The following is a 26,123-nucleotide window of genomic DNA, read 5'->3' as shown; positions in this document are numbered from 1 at the left end:
TCCATCTCCTTATTGAATCGTATATCCACCATCAAGGACGTTCGCTTGTCCCGTGATGCCTTTTGCTTTGCGGCTCGCAAGGAACAACGCGTAATCCGCGATTTCTTCGACAGCAAGCAAGCGTTTTTGCGGAACGAGCGGATAGATAACTTCTTCAAGTACCTTCTCAAGCTCGACGTGTCGCGTTTTCGCTAAGTCTTCCATTTGATTACGGACGAGTGGTGTATCAACGTAACCCGGACAAATCGCGTTGACGGTGATTCCGTGCTCTGCTCCTTCAAGGGCTGCGACCTTCGTTAGACCGAGCAACCCATGTTTCGCTGAGTTATATGCTACTTTACCGGCAAAGCCGATCAAACCGTTGATTGATGACATGTTGAGAATGCGTCCGTAGCCTTGATCCTTCATGATCGGAAAGGCATGTTTGATGGCGATGAACGGTGCCGTCAACATGATTTTAATCATCAATTCGAACTTCTCCGTCGGAAACTCCTCAATCGGTGAGACGTGCTGGAGACCGGCGTTGTTGATCAGGACGTCGAGTCGACCGAACTGTTCGACCGTTTGCTTCAAGACGGCTTCGACTTGTGCTTCATCGGTGACGTTTAACGTCATCCCGACTGCTTCATGACCGGCCGTGCGAATCGATGCCGCTGCTTCCTCTGCTGCTTCCGCACGAACATCCGTGACGACGACTTTTGCGCCAGCTGCTGCGAACGCCTTCGAGATTTCAAGTCCAATCCCACTCCCTGCACCTGTAACAAGTACGATATCTCCTTGTACCATCAGCTTCACTCCCCTACCGTCACGCGCTCGAGTTCCGGACTGACCGTGAACCGCGCTTCCGTGACTTGTTTGACGTCCTCGACCGTATGACCATTCAGCGTCTCGATCAAGACCATCCCGTCCGGTGTAAAATCAAAGACGGCTCGGTCCGTGATGAGGCGGTTGACGACGGCGCGTCCTGTCAACGGCAAAGTGCACGCCTGTTTGACTTTCGATTCACCGTGTTTGTTGACATGTTCCATGATGATGACGACGCGTTTTGCTCCATTGACGAGATCCATCGCCCCGCCCATTCCTTTGACCATCTTACCCGGAATCATCCAGTTCGCGAGATCACCGTTCTGATCGACTTCCATCCCACCTAGGATTGCGAGATCGATATGCCCGCCGCGAATCATCGCGAACGACTCAGCACTATCGAAGTAAGAAGCTCCTGATTGAGCCGTAACTGTCTCTTTTCCAGCATTGATCTCGTCCGCATCAACCTCATGATCGAGTGGATAAGGTCCGATCCCAAGCAGACCATTTTCGGATTGCAGCATCACATGCATATCGTCCGGAATCGCATTGGCAATCAATGTCGGAATCCCGATTCCGAGATTGACGTACATCCCATCTTCAATTTCCTGAAGTGCGCGTTCAATGATGATCTCTCGTGTCGTTTTCATGTCAATCTCCTCCTCAAGCTTCCCGGACAGTCCGGCGTTCGATGCGTTTTTCATAATCCGTCCCGACGACGATGCGCTGGACGTAGACGGCAGGTGTATGAATTTCGTTTGGATCAAGTTCGCCGACTTCAACCAGTTCTTCGACTTCGACGATCGTTACTTTTCCGGCTGTCGCGACAATCGGGTTAAAGTTGCGTGACGTCTTTCGGAAGACGAGATTCCCGAGACGATCCGCCTTCCAGGCTTTGACGATCGCAAAATCACCAACGATTCCTTCTTCAAGCAGATATGTTTTTCCGTCGAACTCTTTTTGTTCTTTTCCTTCGGCAATCGGTGTCCCAACGCCAGTCGGTGTGTAGAAACCAGGAATGCCAGCACCACCAGCCCGAATTCGTTCCGCAAGCGTACCTTGTGGGACGAGATCGACTTCAATCTCGCCACTGAGGTACTGTTGTTCAAACGTTTTGTTTTCTCCGACGTACGACGAGATCATCTTCTTGATTTGTCGCGTTTGCAAGAGCAGACCGAGTCCAAAATCATCGACGCCACAGTTGTTACTGACGACCGTCAAATCTTTGACGCCCTTCTCTTGTAACGCCGTGATTGATTTTTCCGGGATTCCGCAGAGTCCGAAGCCCCCTACGACTAGCGTCGCCCCGTCAAAGATGTCTGCTGTCGCTTCCGCGAATGATGCGTATACTTTCCCCTGTTTCATCTGATGATGCCCCCTTTGAAGTCTTTAATACAAACCAGTTAAGCTATACAATCCGATCATCAAGAAGACGGTTACTGTCTTGAGGATCGTAATCATGAAGATATCCTTATAGGACTGACGGTGTGTGAGTCCTGTGACCGCTAGCAACGTGATGACGGCACCGTTATGCGGTAACGTATCCATCCCACCGGACGCCATCGAGATGACGCGGTGCATGACTTCTGGCGGTACACCGCCTGACGTGATCGCTTGCGTATATTTATCAGACATCGCACTTAACGCAATCCCCATCCCACCAGATGCGGAACCAGTGACACCGGCAAGCGTCGTCGTCGTGACTGCTCCGTTGACGAGCGGATTCGTAAATGTTTCCGAGATCCCGCTTGAGACGGACTTGAATCCCGGAAGTGCAGCGATGACACCACCGAAGCCATACTCAGCACCGGTATTCATGACGGCTAAGAGTGCGCCGCCGATACTGACGTTTAGACCCGCTTGGAAGTTCGTCTTGATTTTCGGGAAGTCATATAGCATCGCTGCGAGAATTCCAATCAATAGCGCCATTTGGACGGACCAGATCGCAAGAACAGCTGGTGTCTCAATCTTTCCGAATGCTTCTAATCCAATCGCTGAAAAGTCGAACCCTTCTGGATACCATTTCGGAATCGACAAGGTGAAAACTTTGTTCATGACGGCAACGAGTACGAGTGGGACGAAAGCAAGGACTTGACGATAGACCGGTTGACGATCCGTCTCAAGTGTCATTTCTGGTTCATTTTTCAATTCCATCTGTGGTGCGGCACTCGCAGCTGTCGCTTCGAATCCAGCGTATCCTTCACCCTCTTGATGGGCTTTTTTCTTGCGTGACTCGAGATACCACATCCCGACGACTAAGATGAACAAGCCGCCGACCGTCCCCATGATCGGTGCAGCGTAGATATCTGTTTTGAAGAACGTCGTTGGAATGACGTTTTGAATCTGCGGTGTTCCTGGCAACGCGTCCATCGTGAACGTAAATGCACCAAGGGCAATCGTTCCCGGAATGAGGCGTTTTGGGATATTCGCTTCGCGGAACAGGTTTGCTGCGAATGGATAAACAGCGAAGACGACAACGAACAGGCTGACACCGCTATATGTAAGAATGGCGCCAAGCAAGACGATAGCGAGGATGGCGCGTTTTGCACCAATCATCCGGATGATCGTTTTCGCGATTGATTCCGCGATACCGGACATCTCGACGACTTTCCCGAAAATTGCTCCGAGAAGGAAGACCGGGAAGTAAGCTTTAATGAACCCGACCATCTTTTCCATGAAGATATTCGAGAAGAAGGGTAACACCCAATCCGGGTTCGTTAGTAAGACGGCGAACAAGGCACAGATCGGTGCAAAGAGGATGACCGAAAAACCACGATAGGCAACGAACATCAATAAGGATAAGGCAAGAAGAATGATGACTAGTTCCATAAATAGATCTCCTTCAATTTTTAGTAAGCGCTTTCATTATCGCTTCTTCCTCATTTAACAATGTCGTGTCTAGTAAGGTCAATTAAAATCGCAATATCTATAAGTACAACTTATAGAACGCATAATTTCACATTATAGACACATTTCATACCTATAGAATATTTTTTTAGAAAACAGGAGATTTTCCTTTTGTGGCGTATCTATTTTAAATAACGCTTATTTTTTGAAAGGATGGACGATTTATGAAAAGCATCCTTTTTGACGTCTTGCATAACGTGACGCTATTAATGGCTGGTTTCTATTTACTTGGGAAATTATCTCCACTTCCGATCACCCGAGAATCTCCGCGTATGACCCGCGTGTATTATGGTCTTGCCTTAAGTGTCATCTCATTACTACTCATGCAGATGACGATCGAAGCGGCTCCCGGTGTCATGGTCGATTTACGCCATATTCCAGTCATCGTCGCTGCCTACTTCGGTGGTGCTATCCCGACGACAATCGTGACAATCGCGATCATCATCTATCGATTTAGTTTAGGAACGAACTTAGCTGCTTTTACTGCCTTTGGTTTCATCGTTGCCGTTGCGCTCGGGACGAGTTTGATTGTGCGCGAGATGCCGCCTTACGCGAAACGGACGTTTACACTCGTCACGATTTACGCGACTGCTTTGCACGCTCTGGTCTTATGGATCGTCTTACCGAAACAGATTCTTTTACTCGAAGTGATGGCAGTCGTCATTCCTGCATCGTTCGTCAGTAGTTGGCTCGCCCTACTGATCATCCGTGATATTCGGTTAACGAAACAATCATTACGGATGCTCCATCAAAAAGCCCAACTCGACTTTCTGACGGGTCTGAATAATTCACGTGCCTTCAACGAATACTTTACGGATGTCAAACAACGGTTGATTCTAAACAAACAATCAGTTGTATTATTGACGATCGATATCGATCATTTTAAACAGGTCAACGACACGTATGGACATGAATCAGGCGACGAGGTGTTGCGACAGTTTGCTTCGCGACTGCGAGACGGTGTCGCCGAGAGTGGTTACTTATCACGTAACGGCGGCGAGGAATTTTCTGTCCTGTTTGAGGCTGTTCCGCTTACTGAAGTCCTGCCTTTAGCAGAGCAATTACGTGAACGGATTGCTTCTAGTCCGTTCCGACTAGCGACGACAGAACTATCGCTCACAGCATCGTTTGGTTTAGCCGCCTACGATGAGACGACATACCAGATCGAACACCTCCTGCTGGATGCCGACGCAGCACTCTATCAGGCGAAACAGCAAGGACGGAATCAAGTCGTCTTGTTTTCTACTAACGCGGAATCTGCCGTCAGCTTTCAAGAATAACGATGGACGTCACCACGGAAATCCGCTACCTTTAAAGAAGAGGTAGGTGATTGGCATGAAGTTAGCAAAAGGTCCCTATATCCTGATCGGCCTCATTTTAGGTCTCTTGTTCGGATTCATTGGTGACAACTTCTATTTGTATGTATCAGCAGGTATTCTTGTCGGAGCTCTGCTCGAGTTATATGTTGCATACGAACAACGCAAGAAAAACAAAAAATCATGATGGAGGTACCAGCATGACATTCAGTGATCTATTCCTTTCGACCCTCTCGTATATCGGTGTCGCAACCGTACTCCTTGCGATTGGTGTCGTCCTGTTCGAAGTGACGACGAAATCAAAGGAGCTCGAACTTATCCGTAACGGTAAGAAAGCTGCCGTATACGCATTCGGTGGACGTATTCTTGGTCTCGCCATCGTCCTCTATTCGAGTATCTCAAACTCTGTCAGTATTCTCGATATGGTGTTATGGGGCGCGCTCGCGATTGTTTTACAAATCGTCTTGTTCTATCTCGCGGATTTGTTGATTCCTCGTTTGAGCATGACGAAAGAGATTGATGCGAACAACGAAGCAGTTGGTTTATTGCTCCTCTTCTTATCGATTTCGATCGGTTTGATCATCGCAGGATCGCTTACATATTAAAAACAGATCGTGTTTCATTAAAAAAACACCCATGAGAGAAGAAAATTGTCTTCTTTCATGGGTGTCTTTTTTGATCCAACCCTATTTCTATACGCTTATTTAATAGTTGTAAAAGTCTTATCCCATTCCAATAACTTATCGAACTCAGATATCTTAAAATCCTTTGGAAGATTCGTTAGATCGATCCATACCCATGAACGAAAAGCTGTAGCCTTCTCGTCATCCGCTCCCATCACAATCACTTTTCCAGCCTTCATCGATCCGTCTTTCATTTTATCGACTAGCTTTGCCAAGTCTTTTTTCACCGTGTATTGCGCTTTCTTATGTACGTTCACCATGATTTCAACATGCTGCATCGACTCTTCGCTCAATTCTGTATATCTCATTAAATTATTCAGTTTTACATCATCTATGAATAATTCTGGTGGAGAGTTCACCTCAATCCTAATAAAGTTGTTTCCATACACCTCTTTTGCTTGGTTCGTAATTGCCTTACGAATATCACGTGACCAAATTTCTTCCCGATATGTATCGTACAATTCGTTATCATTATGGTACGTAGCGTAGAACGAAACATTATCCTCCTTATCCGGTTCGTCCGTATTAAAAATCGCCCCATACTCACTTCTAGTCGCGTCGTAACGAGTGTACTCTAGGTCAAATTTCGTTTTGTATTCTCGCTCTAAATCTACTTCCAATCGTTTTCCGATTTCTTTTTCTTTGATTGGATTTCCATTCATGATTAAAATAAATGAACCAACGATAACAATAAAACAAGCGATGATCACGATCCAACCAAACTTCAACCACATACGCCTCATTTTTCTTAACCACCAATACATACATGTGCCTCCTACTGTTTGTTCCATGGATTATTTTCTACAGTATTCATTCCTAATCGCTGGTCGCTTCGAATCAGTTCAATTCTGTCTAATACTTCAATTGCATATTTGACAATAAGCGATATTTCATACACTAAAACTAAACGGCTGAAGTCCGTTCACTAATTGGACTCAAGCCGTTTAAGCAATTCGTAGCTGATTTCGGTTATTTTTCAAGCTCCTCCAGTTCCGTCCGCGAACGTGGGAACCCGTTCGCTTGCCACTCGGCTCGATAGATGGAATCGAGTTTCGTCAATCCGATTTCATCCGGATCCTTCGAAGCATCCGGGCTCGGATCCTGATCGAGATGCGCTAAATAGTCACGTAACGCATCCGTCTGTGTTCCCTGTTCCCGTTTCCTTAACAGGAGTAGACTTGTCCCAGCAATGATGCCGGCACCGAACAAATACCGTTTTTTCAAGCCCATATGGTTTCCTTCTTTCTTTCCTTAAACCAACCCACCGCCGTCACGCAGTCGAGGATGCGCGATGCGTTTGACTCTTCCCTCTTCAACCGTCAGGACATGATCGGGTTGTCGCTCGAAGTAACCGGTCTCAAGCACCCCAGACCAGCTCTTGACTTCTTTTGCGAACAACCGAACGTCCGAGATGGCTGATAAATCAACATCCAGAATCATGTGACCTCCATCTGTAACGAAGGGACGATCATCTTTCACGCGTAGTGTTCCGGAGACATGTTTATCACGCAACCGCTCGAGCACATACGGTAAGGCAAACGGATCGAGTTCAACCGGTAACGGTCCACTTAAATGATGAACGAACTTTGAAGAATCGGTCAGATAGAGCAATTCACGACTCATCAGTGCGACGATTTTTTCGCGAAATAGCGCACCGCCACCACCTTTGATCGTTTGAAACTGACCGTCGATTTGGTCGATCCCGTCGATCGTCACATCGATTTCCATTCCCTCTTCCAGATCGATCAATGGAATCTGTAAACGTTCAGCAAGCTCTACCGTCGCAAGTGACGTCGCTACGCCTTGAATCTGTAGCCCCGCATGTACGAGTGGACCGAGCGCTTCAATGAATCGTTCGGTCGTCGAACCGGTCCCAAGCCCAACTACCATTCCATCCTTCACATAAGCTAGTGCCGCTTCGGCGACTAATTGTTTCTCCTGTTCATACATCCGCATCCCTCCTCACTTAGCCTTTTCCCGTTTCGATTCGTCTTCAATCGACTGGGAGAGATGATTCCGTCAAGGTAAGGTACTGCTCAATCGCCTCTACGAGTGGTTCTTGTGCTTCGACCCAAAAGGCAACAGAGGTCGGATCGGCGTTTAGATGACGTTTAACGATTTCATCGATCGTCGCTTGTCCCGAATCATGCATGACCGCTTCAAAGACTGTCGAAAATTGAAGAGGATCAGCTTGAACCGTCCGGTACAGACTATTACTCAGCAAATAACCGATCGTGTAGGGAATGTTATAGAACGCGAGATTCGGATTGAACAAGTGACTGATATACATCCATTTGTAGCGCGCCGGCTCAGGTAACACCGGACCGTAGGCTAAGCGTTCTTCGTCTTGCAGGAGTTCACTTAACCGATCGGCACTGACCGTACCTTGCTGACGTTCCGCATAAAAACGTTGCTCGAATCGGAACATCCCAGGAACGATGCTGGCATATTTCAGCCCTTCCCGAATCTTGACTTCAAGCAAAGCAAGCACTTCATCCCGTTCCGTCGTCTCTTTGATCGCAGCATCGAGGACAAGATTTTCCATGAACGTCGAAGCCGTCTCCGCGATGCTCGTTCCTTTGACTTGATTTAAATACGGTTCGTCTTGCAGTAAATAATTATGATAGGCATGACCGAATTCATGAGCGAGCGTCGCGACGTCCGGATAACTGTCGCGGTACGTCATAAAGATTCGACTCTCTTTGGCAATTGGAAAGGCAGCACAAAATCCGCCCTCCGCTTTTCCAGGACGATTCTCTGCATCGACCCAGCCTTTACTAAACACTTTTTCCGCGAAGGCGCCGAGCTGCGGATTCAATCGTTTGAATTGTGTCGTGACGATTGTCTGTGCTGTCTTAAACGGAACGTGACGCGCGGAGCGATAGGTGTTCGTCTCAAAATCATGCCATTCTCCCGTTACCCGCTCCGCCTGAGCAATCTTGCGAGCGTAATAGGCTTGGAAAAGTTCCCGGTGATGTTCGAGTGCGTCCATCATCGCTTGTAGGCTCGCTTCCGTGATTCGGTTCTGCTCGAGCAGCTCAGTTAATGGTTGCTCCCAGTTCCGCATCTTGTAGGATTGCAGTCTGAAGCCAGCAATCCGGTTCAGAATTGTCGCAAACAAGTCAGCTTCTTCTGCACACGTAGCGTCAATCGCTTTCGCTGCCGCTTGACGCGCTAAGCGGTCAGGCGCAAACATTGCTTCGTGTAGTCCCTGACCGATTGTGACCTGCTTCCCGTCTAAGTCAACACGTAATGCCATAAAGCGCTGTTTGTAGAGTTGCCCCCAGCCCTGGAATCCGTCCACACCCAGATCTTGTAACAATTGTTCCTGAACAAGCGGTGCACGACGCGACTGGATGTCACGGCGTTCATTCAAGAAAAAGGCATACGGTGAACCGGCAACAAACGCTTCCCAATCTTCTGTTGATACCGCTGCAATCTGCGTATCAAGCGCTGCTGCCAGACTACGCACCGTTGCTTGAACGATTTCGATCTCTTCGAGCAGTGGATGGACTTCTGAACGCGTAACATCCTCGGCGTATAAACAATAAATGAAGTCACTCCATTCCTCGACGTCTCGCGCGACTCGCTGGTAGAGTTCGACTTGTTTCGTTAATGTAGTTGGACGTTTTATCAACGCCGCTTGTATCGAGGCGATTCCCGCTTTGACGTCATCAATTGTATACAGTTTTTCTAGTTGCCATCGTGTCTGTTGCATTCTATTTCCCCCCTATGTGTGATCTATTCGTTCTTTCATTCGAGAGAATGCTTCGCTTCTCCTGTTTTTTCCATTCATCATAAAAAAACCTCCTTCAGTCATTAACTAAAGGAGGACATTGTCATCATAAAACGAAAAAGTAGACACAGAGGAAGTGTGCTAGACTTCCGAGAAGGACGAATATATGGAAAATCTCATGGAACCCGAGATATTTGAATGATAGAACACGCGGCTTCAGACCATAGATGATGCCACCAATCGTATAGAAGATACCACCAAGGAATAATAAACCGATACCGAGTGGCGAAAGGACTTGTGCAAGCGGTGTAATCGCAAATACCATGATCCAGCCCATTCCGATATAGAGCGTCGTCGATAACCAGCGTGGACTGTTGAACCAGACCAACTTAAACGTGATTCCGGAGACGGCAATCAACATGACGATGCTAAATAAGACCCAACCGGTCGGACCATTCAGACTGACGAGACAAAACGGAGCATACGATCCGGCAATCAATAGATAAATCATCGAGTGATCCAACCGACGCCAGATGGCAATCGCCCGGTCACTGGCAAGCACCATATGATATGTTGCTGAGACGGCATAGAGCGCCATCATACTGACCCCAAAAATAATCGCTGCGACGATTGCGAGCGACGCCCCTCGTTCTAACGATGCTTTGATGACGAGTGCGAGTAACCCGACAAAAGCGAAGACTGCCCCTCCAAGATGCGTTAGTCCATTGATTGGTTCTCTCATATAAGCTTTCACTGTTGTTCCTCCTCTGATATGTAGTTTCAAATACTACATGGCGTTATATACATATTCTATCATATGATGGAGAAGTAGAAAGTCCTATTTTAACGATTTTGGAGGTTTTTTTATGACACGTTCTGACGACACGAGATACGATCGTCAATTACAGCTCGAAGATATCCCGAACATCGATCTCTATATGGATCAAGTCATCCAACTGTTCGAGCGGACATTCGAGGAAACGACACGCAATGCGGACGAGACGATTTTGACGAAGACGATGATCAATAACTACGCCAAAAAGAAATTATTCTTTCCGGTGACGAATAAAAAGTATACGAAAGAACACTTGATTCTGATCAGTTTGATTTATCAGCTGAAAAGTTCATTTTCAATCAATGATATCAAGACGATTCTTGCGCCCTTAAACGAAGGGATCGAACAGAACAAACTCGATCTAGCAGACTTTTACCGAAATTACCTTGAGCTGACAGAACAAAATACAGCCCGCTTCGAAACGGAACGAGAGGCTTTGACGGCTTCGACGACCGATCCATTAGAGCAGATTCTCGCTATGGCTCATATGAGTAATCTATACCGACGCGCGGCGGAACAGTTGATCGATACACAACTGAAAAAATAAAAGAACGGTTTCACTGCGTGGTACACTAGAAGAAAAGGCTGAGGAGGAACGGTCATGGAATTAGCGACGAATTTCTTGCGACACTTGGATGACATCGGACCAGAACTGAGAACGTACCAAGATGGTATTCTGATTGAACTGGCATTCGACCGGACGATTGGAACAGAGCAGGTCCCTGCAAGTGTGCTACTTGAGACAGCCGACGATTTAACGGCACGACTGCGCACACAAACCACTCAGGCACTGCTACTCGCTTCGAAAATCCATGCGTTTGACGTCCATGCACCGAGCCGCATCGCTGAGATGATGTCAATTCACGGCTATTTTAAATCTCACCGTCTATCACATCCCTTGAACGCTTACTCCACCGCCCTGTTCATTAGCCGCCTCTCACCGCAGGACACGGTACTCGAACGGACGGTTCAACTATATGCACTTCTTAAGAAACAGCATCGTTTTATCGTGACGCCTTTACTTACCTCTTTCGTTTACTTTCATGCTACGACACGCGGTGATTTAGATGAACTCGCCACACGTATCGAAACGGTCTACCAACGACTGAAACGACGGTTTGGTCGTGCGCAACAGACGTACGTCGTCGCCTTATTATTTGCTTTACTACCAGAGGACGATTGGGATCGCTATATCGCTCAGCTAGAGTCGTCTAAAAAACTGCATCGCAAACATCACGTTCCCTTATCGTTTCATGGCATGCTTGCTTTACTAGGTGACCCGAGCGATCACGCTTCATCACTCGAACAAATGGTAGAGACGTTACGGTCCGATTTGCACTTTAAATATCGGAAAGATTTAATCTATTTGACAGCCATCCGGTTGTACTTGAGTCAACAAACGATTCTTCAGCAGCTCTTTCCGTCTTCTATCCTACCGCCGGATGGAGCCGACACGATTCCCTTCTTACTTTTCCCAGTTGATTTAACCGATACATCTCATGCAACGGATGGTGGGATCGACAGTGGATTTGATGGCGGAGGAGATGGCGGTAGCGGTGGTGGCGAATAAGTTTTCAAGAACACCACATCAAAAAGAGCACTCGCGGTTTGGTATTTCTACCGAATCGCGAGTGCTCTTTGTATTGGTCATTCCTTATCTTGCTGATTCTCTTCAGATGGCTCGACATCGCCGTCTTCATCTGAAGCATGCGATAAATCGGGCGCTTCTTCACTTGAAGCTTTACGATCTGGTTGTTCTGTTTTCTCAGCATCGTGGTCTTGATGCTTCGAGTCTGTTTCATCCTTCGATTTCTCCGGTACATCCGTATGGTTCTGCGGATCACGTCCAGCAATCTCATCCTTCGTCATACGATTCCCAGAAGTAATCGGATCCGTTTCTTTTTCGTGTTGATCAGCCATTTGGCATCCCCCTTAAAATGTACTTGTTCCACATTTTAAGGTATTCCCGACTGTCGTCCCGTTAAACCTCTGTTCGTCCCCGCGCGATGTCTTCGACGAGCAAGGATTCAACCGGTTGCGGATGATGGACCTCGTACCCTTGCACATATAATAATTCATCGAGTGATTGAATATGTTGCAGTTGAGACGGTGTTTCGACTTCTTGAATGACTAACGCGATGTTTAGAGCAGACGTTAAAGATTGAACTGACCGAATCATCGAACGCTCCAATTGATTCTGAACGAGACGACGTGTAAAGATTGGATCGAGTTTGACCGCTTGGACAGGTAAGCGTAATAACGAGTTGAGCGACGCGTAATGGCTGCCGAAATGATCAACAGTCAGACGATAGCCCGCTTGACGTAATTGTTCTAAGCGTTTGATGGCAAAACGACGACGTGTTTGCAACACTTCTTCCCGGATTTCAAGAATGAGTCGTTCTTCTGGAAAATAGGATTCTTCCGTTAATCGAAGAAGCTCTGCGAATAGTTGATCTGACTCGAACTGACTCGCAGATAGATTGACGGCGACTGAAATCTTCCGACCGAACGTCTCCTCTAGCCGACGTTGATCCAGGATGGCCTGACAAATCGTAAAGCGACCGATGTCAGGGAAAATATCCATCTTCTCGGCAATCGGAATGAAATCCGTTGGACTAACGAAACCAAGTACTGGGTGATTCCAACGTAGTAGTGCTTCAACGGCAACAAAACGTTCTTGTTTCGCATCCACGATCCACTGGTAGTAAAGTTCGAACTGCCCGCGTTCAAGAGCATGGGATAATTCAGTCTCGAGAACCGCTGCAAAGGGATGTTGTTCCGCGCTTCGATCCGGATTAACGAACGACGTCCGATGTTTTCCGTCATGTTTGACTTGTTGCATCAAGGCTTCCGCCGCATAAATCTGCGTCTGACGACTCGTCATGTCACCGGTCAAGAGACTGACACCAGACGATGCTGTCACATGAATCGGTTCGTCCGCGACACCAACGATTGGTTTCTCGATCGCTTCCGTAATCATACGGGCATAGTCTATTGCATGCTGTTCGAATTCGTCTTCCTTCTCAAGTTCTGCCAATACGACGAACTCATTACCATCCATCCGTCCGACGACATGATTCGGTAACGGTACATACTTCAAGCGACTTGCGATTTCACGTAACACTTCATTCCCTATCCGGTAACCGTGCGTAGCATTAATCGCATGAAAACGGTCGAGGTTCAAGACCATCAAGAAAGCTGGATGAATCGTCACACTCGAAATCAAACGATTCATATAGCGTTCGTTATAGACATCCGTCAAAGCATCTTTGATGACATACGTTTCAACGTTGATTGATTTACTAATGATGTCCGCATACCGTTCCACAAGTGCAATATCCTGCTCCTTGAAGTCAAATGGCTGGTCGTCGAAGGCACATAACGTCCCGATTTTTTCATTCTCAGCGTTCTTGATTGCCACTCCCATGAAACTCCCGTTCCCCAGTGCTTTTGTAACCGGATGATTAACCGTCAACGGGTCATTGAGCAATTCACTGATTGACACCTTCCCATCCGTTTCGTCGACGACCAGCTTACAGAGGACATGTTGGAAGACATGGGTCGATCCTTCTTCGATCAACTGTCGCTCTTGATTGATCGCCTTGACGACAAAGTTGCTATAGGAATCATTTAATGCAAAAAACAACGTGTTGACGCCAATCCGTTCACTGAGTTTTTCCAAAATCTCTTCGACGAGCGGATGGAGCGCCTCATAGCGAATGTGTGCGTTATTGTTCACCGTGTCTTCCTCCTCTCGTTGTCCGCCGTTCGTCATGCGTCGATTGGCAGCTGAATGATGAAGGTACTGCCTTCCCCTTCCGTCGATTGGACGGAGATCGCCCCTCCGTGGTCTAAAACAATCATTCGACAAATCGCGAGTCCTAAGCCGGTTCCACCGATTTTGCGTGTATCCGAATTGTCGGCTCGGTAAAACTTATCAAAGATATACGGCAGTGCTTTTTCTGGTATCCCCAGTCCTTCATCGGAAATTTCAATCCGTAGCATGTCAGACTGAATCATACCTTTGATTCGAATCGCACCGCCCTCAGGTGAGTATTTAATCGCGTTCATGATTAAGTTGGTAAACAGTTGCTTCATCTTTTCATTGCTTGCAGGAATCGTATAAGAACCAGGCTCGAACTGGACGCTGATCCGATGCGCCCGACTTGCGAGATCAAACATCGGCTTCATCTCGAACATCAGCTGCTTCAGATCAAGCGGCTCTTTTTGTGTTCCATGCGTCGAGTCCTCGCCTTTTTGAATTTCTAAGATGTCATTGATCAATTCCGCTAACCGGACCGTCTCCGAATGAATCGTCTGGAGATAACGTCGCTGACGCTTCGGATCCACTTCTCGTTTCATCAACAGTTCTGTAAAGCCCATGATGGAAGAGAGCGGCGTCCGCAACTCATGTGATACGATCGAAACGAACTCTGCTTGCTTCAAGTCGAGTTCTTTATCCTTCGTCACGTCACGTAAGACGAGCATCATTCCCCACTCGACGTTTGCAATCGCAATCCGCTCAGCATAGGCACTCAGCAATAAGTTCCCCCGAAATGCTGAAAGTTCGATCGTCTCTCCCGGTATATCCCCGTTCATCAGTTGCCCGATATAGTCATGAAGTGCGTCCGGCTGATCGACGTGTTCAAACAGCGACGTCGCTCGTTCATACGCATGGCGGAATCCTTGCGCTTGATTGACGAGTTTTGGAGGAAACATGTTCAACAATGCTTGGTTTGCATAGATTTGTTCCCCACTGCTCTCGATGTAGAGGACCGCTTCCCGAATCGAGTCGAGGAGCTGGTACGTCTTGATTTTTTCATGCTCCATTTGATGGAACAACAGATGACGTTCAAGCGTCATCCCAAGTTTTCGTGATAGATCCAGTAAATCCCCGACCTGTTCTAGATTGAACTGTGGAAAAGCATGACGGATGTAGAGCAACCCGACGACTTGTCCATTACTTGGTGACTGGACTGGTATCGCGGACTCAAACTGATCATCAAGCGGTAACTGGACGGATTTACGCATGACGAACGCACGACGTAAGACAGAATATTGATCAAGATCCTTTTCAATTAGTTCCATCTCATCGATGCCTTGCGCAACGAAATGATTCAACTGTTCGCGACGATACAGAAGGATGGCTCCCTCTTCGATCCCAAGCAGTTGCAACAAAATCGTCAAAACCGTTTCACAGGCTGCTTCGACATTTTGTGTCGCTAACGCTTCCATGATTTCATTACGTTGCTTCAATTTTAATTCGACTTCCCGCAAATTCTGTTGCAAGCGGTCGATTTCACGTTGATCGAGTGTCGTGGGCGGTGCTTCAGTTGCTGCCGGAAGCGTCCCTTGACGTAATCGGTATGGACGATCCTTCGAATGGTCGCGTAAAATTCGTTTCAACGTGTATCCTCCTTCCTGAATTCATTCCTGTTTCAAATTATAGCATGGTCCCTATTCAATCGACAGTTCGAGTACTGCGTCACTCACATGCTTGTTTGCACTAATGTACAAAATGCCTCTTCAAACGCTCGGTCAGCGTCACGTGTCCGCTTTTTCGGTCCCTTCGTCCGTCCACCCGCTCGCCGGATTTGTTGTCCGACATGACGCGTGTGAAGCAATAGATCAATATTATCGTTCGTAAATTGACGACCGTTTTGATCGATTGCGAGCCCTCCACGCGCTAAGACAAGCGCTGCTAATCCATAATCCTGGGTGACGACGAGATCACCACGCTCCATCCGATTGACGATCGCATAATCGACGGCATCCGGTCCTTGTCCGACCGTAATCGTCGCCGCTCCATCGCGCATCATCTGATGCGCTGTATCACACACTAAAAAGACGTCATGTCCCTGTCGGTGTCGAATGACGAGATCGACAACGGGACATCCGTCCGCATCTACGAAAATAGACATCTGAATCCTCCCTTATTGTTTCCACTATCAGTGTCACAAACAGAAAGATTTCTTGTCAAGTCGCGCTTCCCATTTGACCCTTCCTTCGTTCTTTCGGACAATGAAAGAGAGAGGATGTGTTGAAATGAACGCTGCGACGTTCCAGTCTTTTTACCTGTTATTGAAAAAAACGAAACCCCCGGTCGGTTTATTATCCGCCGCTGTTTCTGTCTCCGTCATCCAAGCGCTGGCAGCACTCGCGATTCCTTGGTTCTTAAAAACATTAATCGACGGTTTTACGGTCGACCGATTGACGCCACAATTGATCAGTCTATTCGTAATCGTCTTCGTCGTCCAAGTCGTCGCGAACGCTCTGTCGATTTATTGGTTGCAGATCGTCGGTCAACGGATTGTCGCTAATTTACGGACGCTTCTATGGAAGCACCTCTTGACGTTATCGATCCCATTCTACGATGAGACGAAGTCCGGTGAGCTTGTCTCGCGACTTAATAGTGACGCGACGACGCTCCAACAATTGCTGTCGGAACAGCTCGTTCGCCTGCTGACGTCACTCGTTTCGATCATCGGTGCAATCACGATCTTATTCTTCCTCGACTGGCAGATGACACTTGTCATGGTCATCGCTGTGCCCGTGACGCTATTGATCATCATTCCGCTCGTCCGAAAGTTGCATAAGATTTCTCGTGAGACGCAAAAAGAACTTGCTGGATTATCTGGCTTTTTTGCTGAAATGCTTGGTGAGGTCCGCCTTGTCAAATCACAAGCGACTGAAGAACACGAACTCGGACGCGGTCAGACACGAATTGAGAATTTGTACGGATACGGCGTCAAGGAAGGACGAATCCAAGCCCTTCTGTTACCGATCTTTAACGTCACCTTGACGACGATGCTCATTTTAATCATCGGTTTCGGTGCGTACCGGGTCGCGACGAACCAAATCACCGCAGGCGAACTCGTCGCCTTTTCGCTCTATTTGTTCCAAATCATGACGCCGCTCGTGACGATGACCGAATTCATCACGAAATTACAGAAGGCTCGTGGGGCAACGGAACGGATCATCGAGCTCCTCGATGAGACACCGGAGTCTCCCGGCAAGCTTGACGCGCCACGTCCCTTCACAGACGTCACCGTCGAACGGTTATCGTTCGGTTACAATGAGACACCTATCTTACAAGACGTCAGCTTTACGTTACCACGCGGTAAAACGACCGCCATCGTTGGTCCGAGTGGTTCCGGTAAAACAACGTTGTTCGCTTTGCTCGAACGCTTTTATCAACCGACGTCCGGACAAATCCGACTGGGTCACCACCCAATTTCTGATTTGACGTTGTCATCTTGGCGCCAGGCGATTGGTTACGTCGCGCAGGACTCTCCCGTCTTATCCGGGACGATTCGCGATAATCTCGTCTACGGTCTTGCGGAAGACGTCAGTGAAGAACGGATTCGTGATGCCGCACGGATGGCGAATGCCGATACGTTCATCGAAGAATTTTCCGAAGGATATGAAACGGAGATTGGCGAACGAGGCGTCAAGTTGTCCGGTGGTCAACGCCAACGGATTGCCATTGCACGTGCACTCTTGCGCAATCCAGAAATACTATTACTGGACGAAGCAACGTCTAGTCTCGATTCAGAATCGGAACGTGTCGTTCAAGAAGCACTGGAGCGCTTGATGGTCGGACGGACGACGTTCGTCATCGCCCATCGTCTTGCGACGGTCCGCCATGCCGATCAAATCATCGTCCTTGAAAAGGGTCGAATTTCTGGGATTGGAACACATGAAAGTCTAGTCGTCGACAATCCATTGTATAATAAGCTCGTAACGCAACAATTCATCGGCACGGAACGTGCAAGGGGGAATCACGTATGAAGACAGTCGGTTTTATCGGATTAGGTGTCATGGGGCAAGGAATGGTTCGCAATCTGCGCAAAGCAGGTTTTGCAGTCAAAGGCTACAATCGTACGAAAGAGAAAGGACTTGTCCTTGAGGCGGATGGTGTCGAGATCGTCGATACGATTCAAGATGTCGTCACGGATGTCGACGTCGTCATCTCGATCGTCGGCTATCCGCAAGACGTCGAACAGATCTACTTAGAGAATGGGATTCTCGATCATGCTGCACCTGGAACGATCCTGATTGATATGACAACATCAAGTCCTGCACTTGCTGAACGGATTGCGAAGGAAGCAACGACGCGTGGGTTACAGGCACTTGACGCACCCGTCACAGGTGGTGACCTCGGTGCGAAGAACGGAACACTTGCGATTCTCGTCGGTGGTGAAGACGACGCTTTTACGAAAGCGAAGCCCTTGTTTGAAGCGATGGGCAAATCGATTTCGCTCTTCGGTGGTCCTGGTAAAGGACAATCGGCAAAACTCGCGAACCAAATCGCAATCGCTGGCTCGATGATCGGAACAGCGGAGATGCTGTTGTTCGTCACGCGATCCGGCATCGATCCGACGCAGTTCATCGAGACGATCAAGTCTGGATCTGCTGGTAGCTGGAGTCTCGAAAACTTGATTCCACGTGTCATCGCTGAAAACTACTCACCTGGTTTCTTCGTTAAACATTTCATCAAGGATATGCGCCTTGCACTCGAACGCGGAGCCGAGATGGGCATCGCGACACCTGGTCTCGCACTAGTCAAAGATTTATATGAAGAGCTTGCTGAGATGGGACACGCTGATTCTGGAACACAAGCGCTCTATCTCTTACTTGCCGAACGCTCACGTGCTTCGGTAGAATGAACAAAAGCCTGTACATGACGTCATGTACAGGCTTTTTTCGTTCATCCTTCAACAGATGATTGACGTGTTGGTTTCAAGCGTTCATAGAAGTGTGCCATCGTCGTATCGAAGTACGGCGTCAAGAAGATGACACCAACCGTACTGAGCAGCGCGAGGATACCCCAGCCGATGAAACTCAAGTAAAGCATAATCAATTCACGCTTATGCCCTTTCATCATCCGGCGGCTCTCGCCGAGGACTTGCCAAAACGACAATTCAGGTCGGTCGACCAAAATATACGGTACGAGGCGATACGATAAGTAAAAGTAAAGTGCCGGTAAAATCAAGAATGACCCGACATAGACTAATATCGTTACGATTGCATACGCAGCAATCGTTCGGAAGGCACGTCGAAACGAAGAGAATCCTTCAAACAGTGTTCCGATTCCTGCAGACTCCCCGCGGGTGAAGCGTAAGTAAGCAATCGTTCGACTAACTGTCACTGGAGCCAGGACGATCGTGACGACCATGTTCAGCCCGATGAAACGTACCATGCTGTCGATGTCATCTTGATCAAATGACATCCGACTCGCAGCGAGGGCGAAAATCAGAAAGTAGATGATCGAAATGCTTAATCCGACCAACCAACGTCCCTTTAATGAGCCGAGAGCGGCTTGTTTCAATTGTTTAGAGTTCATGTCATACCCCTTCATTTCCACTATTTCCATCTTTGATTTTAGCGTAGTCTCGTTGAAAAACCTAGTTATCCCACTCTGCTTTTCACGCGACTCAAGTGAATCGTCGAAAATCCGTCACGAACATTTACAAAAAAATCCATTTTTCTTATCTCGTAAGACAAGAAAAATGGACTGGTTCATGACACGATCAACCAAGCAGACGTGTTAATGCCTCGACACGCTCTTTCTGGATGACACCGTCTTGCAAGACAGCTGAACCCACGTGTAGTTCAGATGCTTTCGTTGCCTCAAGAAGAGTTTCTGCATTCTCAAGCGTAATCCCGGATCCCGGTAAGATGATCAAATCCGGATAATCCTCGATCAATCGTGCAATCGTCTTCTTACCCTCAAGTGCCGTCGCTTGACCACCTGACGTCAAAATTCGGTCAACTTCCGGAAAATCAGCGAGCACTTCTGCCGCTTCGAGAATATCACGGCTACTATCGATTGCCCGGTGGAACGTCAACGATAGCTCCCCTTTATGTTTGATGATCCGACCAAGGAATCCTTCATCGACTCGTCCGTCAGCCGTCAAGGAACCGACGACGATCCCGGCAGCGCCGAGTTCTCGAATCAAGTCAATATCAGTGATAATCGTCTCTTCGTCCGCTTTCGAATAGACGAACGACTTACTATGTGGTCGAACGAGGACGTGAACTGGAATCTCAACCGTTGAGACAACTTGACGGATCAAACCATAACTCGGCGTCAATCCCCCTTCGGATAATGCGGAAACGAGCTCGATCCGGTCCGCTCCGGCTTGTTCTGCTGCGACCGCTTCTTCTACGGTCGATGCGATGATTTCTAACATGATACATCCCTCCCGCATCAGTGTATCATGAGACGACCATCCAGTTCACGCGTTCGTTGAACAGTTTCATCTCCCAAGATGGTGGATAAGACGCTGGACTGAGGACGATTTTTGCGCGACGGAACTCCGCCACCTTGTACTTTCGATTTCCTTGGAATTCGTCATTCGCTAAGAAGGCATAGACATCTTTCGTGCAACTAATGACTGCTTTTTGGATAAGTGACGATTCGATATCATCACTGACGAAGCCTCGCTCAATCTCAGCACCGTCAAACGATAGAAAACAGGCATCAAAAGCGTAAGCATCCAATGCTTGCAAAACTTCGACTCCGACCGTCTGCCCATAGGCATCGACCGTCCCGCCGAGTAATCGAATCTCTCCTTTGAACGGTCCCGTCTTGCGGCACTGCTCCAAGTGACTGGCGACTACTAGTGAATTCGTAACAATCGTCGCGTTTCCCGTTAGATAAGGTAAGAGATGCTCGACAGGCTCGCCTCGCCCCAAAAAGATACAGGAATAATCGCTGAGCCAGCCTTTCGCATAACGCGCTAAGCGGCGAGACAGCTGATCCGTCCGGCGAGAAATTGGTGTCTCTCGTTTTCCACCTTGATAAATCGCTCCCCCATACACACGTTTTAGCTGACGTTCCCGTTCTAGCTCCTCTAAGTAGCGTCGTACCGTTTCTCCCGAGACATCGAGACGTTCGATCAAATCCTTCGTCATGACTTTCCCTTCCTCTTCGAGCCATTCCATGATGCGTGATTTCCGCTCTTCTCCTAACAACGACACGTGCGCTTCCCCCTTTACAGACAAGTTCTAGTTCTAGTGTATCGAATGTCTGTAAAGGTCTTGTAAATCAGGTGTAAATAAACGTGTAGTTCCTATGAAATGTCGTTGAATTCGTCCGTTATCCGACTTTTTTCTGTACAAAAAGACGCCCTAACATCTCAATTTAGATGCTAGAGCGCCAAAAACGTTCATTCAGACGGTTTCTTTGCAAAGAGTGGAATCTTAGACTCTGTTCCTTGGCGAATCCGTTGGATGTTATCGCGGTGCTTGAAGATAACGAACAATGCTAGGACTGTAAAGAACGTCGGAACGATCCAGTCATTCGTCAAGACACCAATCGTGATCGACACGACGATTCCGATACTTGCTGCGACGATCGAACTGAGCGAAACCATCCGGCTCAGACGAAGCGTCGTCAAAAAGGAGACGAGCAGAAAGAGGAATAGGATCGGGCTCGTCACGAGCAACATCCCACCGGACGTTGCGACAGCTTTACCACCTTTGAACTTAGCGAAGATCGGATAAATATGACCGACGACGGCTGCTAGTCCAGCAAACAAAGGATGTACATCTGCTCCCATTAAAATCGGAACGAGACTCGCGACAGCTCCTTTTCCGAGATCACCGATCAAGACGATGATCCCCGCCTTTTTCCCCAAGACACGGAACGTATTCGTCGTTCCGAGATTCCCGCTACCGTGTTGACGGATATCAATCCCATGTCCCCACTTCCCAACAAGTAGTGCGAACGGAATCGAACCAAGCAGATAGCCAAGAACCAAAATCCCTATGATTTCAATCATAGTTAACCTCCAACCTCTTAGTGACCGACTTTCATATATTCCTCAAGAGTCTGTCCGTTATTTTTAATTTGTGTCGCAACATCGACACCGACATAACGAATGTGCCATGGCTCATACGTGTACCCTGTCCGGGATTGGAAACCACGATCGTAGCGGACGATGAAACCATATTTTGCTGCGTTGTTCGCAATCCATTTTCCTTCTTTCGTATCACCAAGAGCAGCTGTTAAGCCATTACCAACGCTTGGTGCCGAAATATCGAAAGTGAGACCAGTCTGGTGTTCACTATGACCAGGGCGTGCTGAATATTGATCAGCAGCTGCCTTGCCGTCACGTGCGACATAATTATTATACAATACTTTTTGACGTTCGCCTGAACGGAATCCGCTGACAGCGTTCAATGTCACGCCTTCTTTTTTAGCAGCGGCGAACATCTTTTCCATCTGCTTCGCAGCTGGCGCCCGCATGTAGCTCTGTTCGAGAACGCCTGAGTAAGAGAAGCTGACATTCGGTACGACGAGATCCGATGGTTTGTAGTCAATCGGTAAGCTGTACTTCTTGTTGACGACGACGAGATTACCAAGTGATAGGTCTGCTTTGGCATCTGCTGATTTATCGACGTCTGGCGTCTCATCTTCTGGTTTCGATGGTTTTTCTTGCTCTGGATCCTGAGACGAACTGTCCGGTTTATCCGTCGATTCGTCCTTTTTGTCTTCTGTTTTGTTCTCTGCTGCAGGTGTATCTTCTTTTTGCTCTGTTTCATCCTTCGTTGCTTCATCCGAAGAACCTTGATCTTCTTGTGTTGCCTCATCAGACGAGTTGTCTTCTTGTTTTGCATCTTCTGACGCATCGTCTTTTGTTGTTTCGTCTGTTTTGTTTGATTCTTCTTTGTTCGTATCTTTTGCTGTGTCTTCTTTTTTCGTTTCGTCGTTTGATTGTGTTGTCTCATCTGATTTCTGTTCAGTTTTCGTCGTATCGTCCGCTTGTTGATCCCCAGGATTACATCCTGCAAGGAGAAGCGCTAACGTACTAACGGTTACGATTTTTTTCATGAGTAAGACCCCTCTTCTTTTTATGCTTCTCTATGTTACCGCTAATCGTTCCATCCGTCGAGTCTACTTCCAACAGATGGAGTAAGACCCTACCTTACTTCAGCTTCTTTATTTTCGCAAATGATCCTGACTTTGTCATCGGTCGTTAGTACCAAGTGCTAAATTTTACTGTTCAGGCTAAAAATAAAAAAAGCGAGACCGATTTAAATCGATCCCGCTGTTGATGTATCTCTTCACGCTTCCGTTAAGAGTGCTGCGTCTGTCTCGCTCATCTTTTCATAGATATCGTGCCAGTTCGGGAACACTTTTGGCAAACGAATCGGTCGGAAGTTTTCTTTTTTGACGACGACATGGGTCGTCTTCGCAGATACCGCCAGTTTTCCGTCCGGATGCTTGACCGTATAGCCGTAAATCGTCCGTAATCCATCGTAATGATCAATCCAGACTGTGACGACTGCCGTATCACCGTACGTCAACGAACGTTTGTAATCGAGATTGACATTCGTGACCGGAGAGACGTATCCCGCATCTTCCATTTCCTTGTAATCAAGGCCCAAGGACTGGATCAATTCTGTCCGTGCCAGTTCCAAATAGACGAGATAGTTTGAATGATAGACGATGCCCATCATGTCCGTCTCGGCGTACCGGACAGGTATTTCAATCGTGTGCATGTAGCTTCCCCCTTAAAAATCCTCTTTTTCAAGATAGGACCATTCTGAACCGGATAAGCTAACTTTGTCAATTAATCGCATCGACTGCTTCGCGATAGCTTGTTCAACGATCGTAATCGCCGCCCGGGCGTTTCCGTTCGGAACGACGTCAATCTTCTCTGTCAGCGTTTGTCGTGCATCCTCCGTCAGCTCGTACCCAAATCGTGCTGCGTAGCCCTCAATGATTTCAATCAACTCGTCTGGCGAGTAATTTGGGAAGTGGAATGATCGTTTAAAGCGTGATTTTAACCCTGGATTACTAGCAAGTAAGGCATTCATCTGTTGCTCGTAACCGGCAAGGACAACGACGAGATTATCTTGATGTTTCGTCATCTCGTCAACGAGCGTATCGATCGCTTCCTTCCCGAAGTCGTTCGCTCCGCCGTTCAACGCATATGCCTCATCGATGAATAAGACACCACCTAGCGCGTCGCGGATCGCGTCACGTGTTTTTTGCGCCGTTTGTCCGACGTAACCAGAGACGAGATCCGCCCGACTGACGACTTTCAAATGTCCGCGTTTCAAATAACCGCATTGTCGTAAGACATCAGCATAGAGCTGAGCGACGGTCGTCTTCCCGGTTCCACTATTGCCGCTAAAGACCGCGTGCAATTCGACTGGCAAGACTTTATAGCCCGCTTCCCGACGACGTTTTTGCATCGATAATAACGCTTCGATCTGCTTCAGTTCATCTTTAAGATCAGACAGTCCGACGAGTGAGGCAATCCGTTCCTCGACAGTAGCGTCCGGTTCCTGCACCATCTCGAAATCTTCTTGTTCGAGTAAGGCGAAGTCCTCGTGACTCGCACTTTCCCCGAGACTCGCCCCTTTTTTGAAGATCGCATCGAGCACGATGTTGCGGACGGCCCGACCGTTTCCGAAGCTTGCGTCGACACGTTCCCGCTCCAAGCGACCGAGCAGTGCTCGTTCTGCTTGTTCCGTCAAGACGTAATCATTTGCTGTTGCAATCGATCGTCCGATGGCGAGTAACTCCTGATCTGTATAGTCAGCAAGCAGATAATGATTCGATTCCGGGAAACGACTCCGGAGTCCCGGATTCGCCTTCAGGAAATCGCGCATCTCTTCCGGATAACCAGCAAGGACGACCGCAAACCGCCCCGCATACTCGCCACTCGTCATCGCGGCGACAAGCGTGTCAATCGCTGCTTGTCCATAGTCGTTGCCACTTTGTCCGGCACGTTTTAAAGCGTAGGCCTCATCGATGAAGAGCACACCACCGACGGCTTCGCGGACCTTGCTCATGACTTGTTCTTCCGTCTGACCAACGAATGCGCCGACGAGCGATGAACGATCCGTCTCGACGACTTCTGGTCGTTCGAGGAGTCCGAGCTCGTGGTAAATCTTCGCCATCAAGCGAGCAAGTGTCGTCTTCCCGGTACCCGGATTCCCCATGAAGATCATGTGTAGCGATGGTTGATCGCTTGAACGATAGCCATCTTCCGATCGTTTTTGTTGATACTTCAAGAACCGATACATATGGTGAACCCGTTGTTTGATGTCTTCTAAACCAATCATCGCGTCGAGTTCCTCGAGTGCCGATCGCTCGACTTGTTTGCTTTCAACGGGGAGCAAAGCAACGACACGTTTGAGGTCTTGAATCGTCGTCGCCTTCAGTTCCGTCATCTCGCGGAACGCTTCTCGGGAATAGAAGCGCTCTTGTAGGCTATCGACGAACGTCTGCGCGGTCTGTTCAAGCGTGGCACTCGATCGAAGTAATGCTGTTCCAGCGTCAAACAGCTCCGTCCAGCGTTCAGCATCCAAGCGGCGCAACCGTTCCGTCAGTTCGACGATTTGATCCGTTTCCTCGACGATTTGGCTCGCTTGGAGGATCAGTTCCTTCGTCGCCGATCGTTTGGCGTTCGCATTATCTGTTTCGCGAATCGTCGGGAACGTATGCGCGACGAGACGTTGATACGTACTTTGTAATTGTTGTTCCGTTAATAACTGTTCGAGACGTGCCGGCAAGCGATCGTGCTGACGAATCTCTTGCATCCAGCTCTCAGCAAGCGCATCGAGTCGTCCTGTCATAATATAGCGATGCTCGACGAGTAACGCTAATATCCGGACGAGTGCTTCCGTTTCGCCAAGTAACCGACTACTTTGGGCATATCGTAACGCTAGCACCTCCTCGACTTTTGCGCCCTCTTCCCACGCCTTGATTTGATTGAACATCTCCTCTTTCGAGAATGCTTCCATGTTGAACCTCCTGCGTCTCGAAAAAACCGACTTTGTCCGCTACCGTTTCGTAGCGTCATCGCCGGTCGTTTCTT

The 26,123-nt window shown here is 48.1% G+C and carries 27 protein-coding genes; 7 read left to right on the top strand and 20 right to left on the bottom strand.

All coding sequences use genetic code 11. From position 1 onward, the window contains the following. Positions 1 to 9: 9 nt before the first annotated feature. The 4 genes from K6T22_RS06155 to K6T22_RS06140 are packed head-to-tail and all read right to left on the bottom strand — an operon-like array spanning position 10 to position 3,633. Positions 10 to 786: a 3-hydroxybutyrate dehydrogenase gene (locus K6T22_RS06155; protein ID WP_238239460.1), complete on the bottom strand. Its 777-nt coding sequence runs from the start codon at positions 784 to 786 to the stop codon at positions 10 to 12. Between the two features lie 5 nt (positions 787 to 791). After that, the gene (locus tag K6T22_RS06150; protein ID WP_064300169.1) at positions 792 to 1,454 is read right to left on the bottom strand and encodes a 3-oxoacid CoA-transferase subunit B; all 663 of its coding nucleotides are present in this window, start codon (positions 1,452 to 1,454) and stop codon (positions 792 to 794) included. Positions 1,455 to 1,467: 13 nt separating this feature from the next. Continuing rightward, on the bottom strand, positions 1,468 to 2,169 hold the full coding sequence (locus tag K6T22_RS06145) for a CoA transferase subunit A (RefSeq protein ID WP_029341303.1): 702 nt from the start codon (positions 2,167 to 2,169) through the stop codon (positions 1,468 to 1,470). 24 nt (positions 2,170 to 2,193) lie between these two features. Then, positions 2,194 to 3,633, bottom strand: a complete 1,440-nt coding sequence (locus K6T22_RS06140) for a GntP family permease (protein WP_029341302.1) — start codon at positions 3,631 to 3,633, stop codon at positions 2,194 to 2,196. A 242-nt stretch (positions 3,634 to 3,875) separates the two neighbouring features. On the opposite strand from K6T22_RS06140, the gene K6T22_RS06135 reads away from it, so the two are divergent. Genes K6T22_RS06135 through K6T22_RS06125 form a run of 3 tightly spaced genes read left to right on the top strand, consistent with a single transcriptional unit; the run spans position 3,876 to position 5,632 of the window. Further along, positions 3,876 to 4,991 (top strand): GGDEF domain-containing protein, encoded by a 1,116-nt coding sequence (locus tag K6T22_RS06135; RefSeq protein ID WP_238239458.1) that lies wholly within the window; start codon positions 3,876 to 3,878, stop codon positions 4,989 to 4,991. A 55-nt stretch (positions 4,992 to 5,046) separates the two neighbouring features. Beyond that, positions 5,047 to 5,214 (top strand): hypothetical protein, encoded by a 168-nt coding sequence (locus tag K6T22_RS06130; RefSeq protein ID WP_023467823.1) that lies wholly within the window; start codon positions 5,047 to 5,049, stop codon positions 5,212 to 5,214. A gap of 13 nt (positions 5,215 to 5,227) precedes the next feature. Next, on the top strand, positions 5,228 to 5,632 hold the full coding sequence (locus K6T22_RS06125) for a DUF350 domain-containing protein (protein ID WP_023467822.1): 405 nt from the start codon (positions 5,228 to 5,230) through the stop codon (positions 5,630 to 5,632). Positions 5,633 to 5,727: 95 nt separating this feature from the next. On the opposite strand, the gene K6T22_RS06120 is transcribed toward K6T22_RS06125, so the two are convergent. The 5 genes from K6T22_RS06120 to trhA all read right to left on the bottom strand — a co-directional run bounded on the left by K6T22_RS06120 (position 5,728) and on the right by trhA (position 10,200). Continuing rightward, positions 5,728 to 6,474, bottom strand: coding sequence for a hypothetical protein (locus K6T22_RS06120; protein WP_238239456.1), 747 nt, complete (start codon positions 6,472 to 6,474; stop codon positions 5,728 to 5,730). Positions 6,475 to 6,679: 205 nt separating this feature from the next. Continuing rightward, entirely contained in the window at positions 6,680 to 6,940 is a 261-nt protein-coding gene (locus K6T22_RS06115; protein WP_238239455.1) for a hypothetical protein, read from the bottom strand. Between the two features lie 21 nt (positions 6,941 to 6,961). Then, positions 6,962 to 7,660 carry a ribose-5-phosphate isomerase RpiA gene (gene rpiA, locus K6T22_RS06110; protein ID WP_238239453.1) on the bottom strand — a complete coding sequence of 233 codons (699 nt, stop codon included), beginning with the start codon at positions 7,658 to 7,660 and terminating at the stop codon, positions 6,962 to 6,964. 43 nt (positions 7,661 to 7,703) lie between these two features. Then, positions 7,704 to 9,428 (bottom strand): M3 family oligoendopeptidase, encoded by a 1,725-nt coding sequence (locus K6T22_RS06105; RefSeq protein ID WP_238239452.1) that lies wholly within the window; start codon positions 9,426 to 9,428, stop codon positions 7,704 to 7,706. Positions 9,429 to 9,552: 124 nt separating this feature from the next. Next, entirely contained in the window at positions 9,553 to 10,200 is a 648-nt protein-coding gene (gene trhA, locus K6T22_RS06100) for a PAQR family membrane homeostasis protein TrhA (RefSeq protein ID WP_238239451.1), read from the bottom strand. A gap of 112 nt (positions 10,201 to 10,312) precedes the next feature. Here trhA and K6T22_RS06095 point away from each other — a divergent pair, with 112 nt between their 5' ends. Together K6T22_RS06095 and K6T22_RS06090 are read left to right on the top strand one after the other, a co-directional pair. After that, a complete protein-coding gene (locus tag K6T22_RS06095; RefSeq protein WP_238239450.1) occupies positions 10,313 to 10,828 on the top strand; it encodes a DUF1836 domain-containing protein in 516 nt (171 codons plus the stop codon). A 54-nt stretch (positions 10,829 to 10,882) separates the two neighbouring features. Further along, the gene (locus K6T22_RS06090; RefSeq protein WP_238239449.1) at positions 10,883 to 11,851 is read left to right on the top strand and encodes a DUF4003 family protein; all 969 of its coding nucleotides are present in this window, start codon (positions 10,883 to 10,885) and stop codon (positions 11,849 to 11,851) included. Between the two features lie 77 nt (positions 11,852 to 11,928). Here K6T22_RS06090 and K6T22_RS06085 read toward each other — a convergent pair whose 3' ends face one another. From K6T22_RS06085 to K6T22_RS06070, 4 genes are all read right to left on the bottom strand, one after another. After that, a complete protein-coding gene (locus K6T22_RS06085; protein ID WP_238239448.1) occupies positions 11,929 to 12,201 on the bottom strand; it encodes a hypothetical protein in 273 nt (90 codons plus the stop codon). Between the two features lie 61 nt (positions 12,202 to 12,262). Next, positions 12,263 to 14,020, bottom strand: a complete 1,758-nt coding sequence (locus tag K6T22_RS06080) for an EAL domain-containing protein (protein ID WP_238239447.1) — start codon at positions 14,018 to 14,020, stop codon at positions 12,263 to 12,265. Between the two features lie 32 nt (positions 14,021 to 14,052). After that, positions 14,053 to 15,687, bottom strand: coding sequence for an ATP-binding protein (locus tag K6T22_RS06075; protein WP_238239446.1), 1,635 nt, complete (start codon positions 15,685 to 15,687; stop codon positions 14,053 to 14,055). A gap of 83 nt (positions 15,688 to 15,770) precedes the next feature. Further along, positions 15,771 to 16,202: a YaiI/YqxD family protein gene (locus K6T22_RS06070; RefSeq protein WP_238239445.1), complete on the bottom strand. Its 432-nt coding sequence runs from the start codon at positions 16,200 to 16,202 to the stop codon at positions 15,771 to 15,773. Positions 16,203 to 16,326: 124 nt separating this feature from the next. Here K6T22_RS06070 and K6T22_RS06065 point away from each other — a divergent pair, with 124 nt between their 5' ends. Next, complete coding sequence (locus tag K6T22_RS06065; protein WP_238239443.1) at positions 16,327 to 18,072, top strand: ABC transporter ATP-binding protein; 1,746 nt, start codon at positions 16,327 to 16,329, stop codon at positions 18,070 to 18,072. After that, the gene (locus K6T22_RS06060) at positions 18,069 to 18,950 is read left to right on the top strand and encodes an NAD(P)-dependent oxidoreductase (RefSeq protein ID WP_238239442.1); all 882 of its coding nucleotides are present in this window, start codon (positions 18,069 to 18,071) and stop codon (positions 18,948 to 18,950) included. The genes K6T22_RS06065 and K6T22_RS06060 overlap by 4 nt, the downstream gene beginning before the upstream one ends. Before the next feature lie 41 nt (positions 18,951 to 18,991). On the opposite strand, the gene K6T22_RS06055 is transcribed toward K6T22_RS06060, so the two are convergent. The 7 genes from K6T22_RS06055 to K6T22_RS06025 all read right to left on the bottom strand — a co-directional run bounded on the left by K6T22_RS06055 (position 18,992) and on the right by K6T22_RS06025 (position 26,049). Further along, positions 18,992 to 19,627, bottom strand: a complete 636-nt coding sequence (locus K6T22_RS06055) for a DUF975 family protein (protein WP_238239441.1) — start codon at positions 19,625 to 19,627, stop codon at positions 18,992 to 18,994. 187 nt (positions 19,628 to 19,814) lie between these two features. Beyond that, a complete protein-coding gene (locus K6T22_RS06050; RefSeq protein ID WP_238239440.1) occupies positions 19,815 to 20,477 on the bottom strand; it encodes a copper homeostasis protein CutC in 663 nt (220 codons plus the stop codon). A 25-nt stretch (positions 20,478 to 20,502) separates the two neighbouring features. Then, positions 20,503 to 21,267, bottom strand: a complete 765-nt coding sequence (locus tag K6T22_RS06045; protein ID WP_047391234.1) for a DeoR/GlpR family DNA-binding transcription regulator — start codon at positions 21,265 to 21,267, stop codon at positions 20,503 to 20,505. Positions 21,268 to 21,455: 188 nt separating this feature from the next. Continuing rightward, a complete protein-coding gene (gene plsY, locus K6T22_RS06040) occupies positions 21,456 to 22,070 on the bottom strand; it encodes a glycerol-3-phosphate 1-O-acyltransferase PlsY (RefSeq protein WP_238239439.1) in 615 nt (204 codons plus the stop codon). Between the two features lie 17 nt (positions 22,071 to 22,087). Continuing rightward, the gene (locus K6T22_RS06035; protein ID WP_238239438.1) at positions 22,088 to 23,122 is read right to left on the bottom strand and encodes a M15 family metallopeptidase; all 1,035 of its coding nucleotides are present in this window, start codon (positions 23,120 to 23,122) and stop codon (positions 22,088 to 22,090) included. A gap of 233 nt (positions 23,123 to 23,355) precedes the next feature. After that, positions 23,356 to 23,793, bottom strand: coding sequence for an acyl-CoA thioesterase (locus K6T22_RS06030; RefSeq protein ID WP_053452991.1), 438 nt, complete (start codon positions 23,791 to 23,793; stop codon positions 23,356 to 23,358). Positions 23,794 to 23,805: 12 nt separating this feature from the next. Continuing rightward, complete coding sequence (locus K6T22_RS06025; protein WP_238239437.1) at positions 23,806 to 26,049, bottom strand: AAA family ATPase; 2,244 nt, start codon at positions 26,047 to 26,049, stop codon at positions 23,806 to 23,808. Positions 26,050 to 26,123: the final 74 nt, after the last annotated feature.

The organism is Exiguobacterium acetylicum (assembly GCF_022170825.1).
Classification (GTDB): domain Bacteria; phylum Bacillota; class Bacilli; order Exiguobacteriales; family Exiguobacteriaceae; genus Exiguobacterium_A; species Exiguobacterium_A acetylicum_B.
This window is presented reverse-complemented; position numbering and strand designations above follow the sequence as displayed.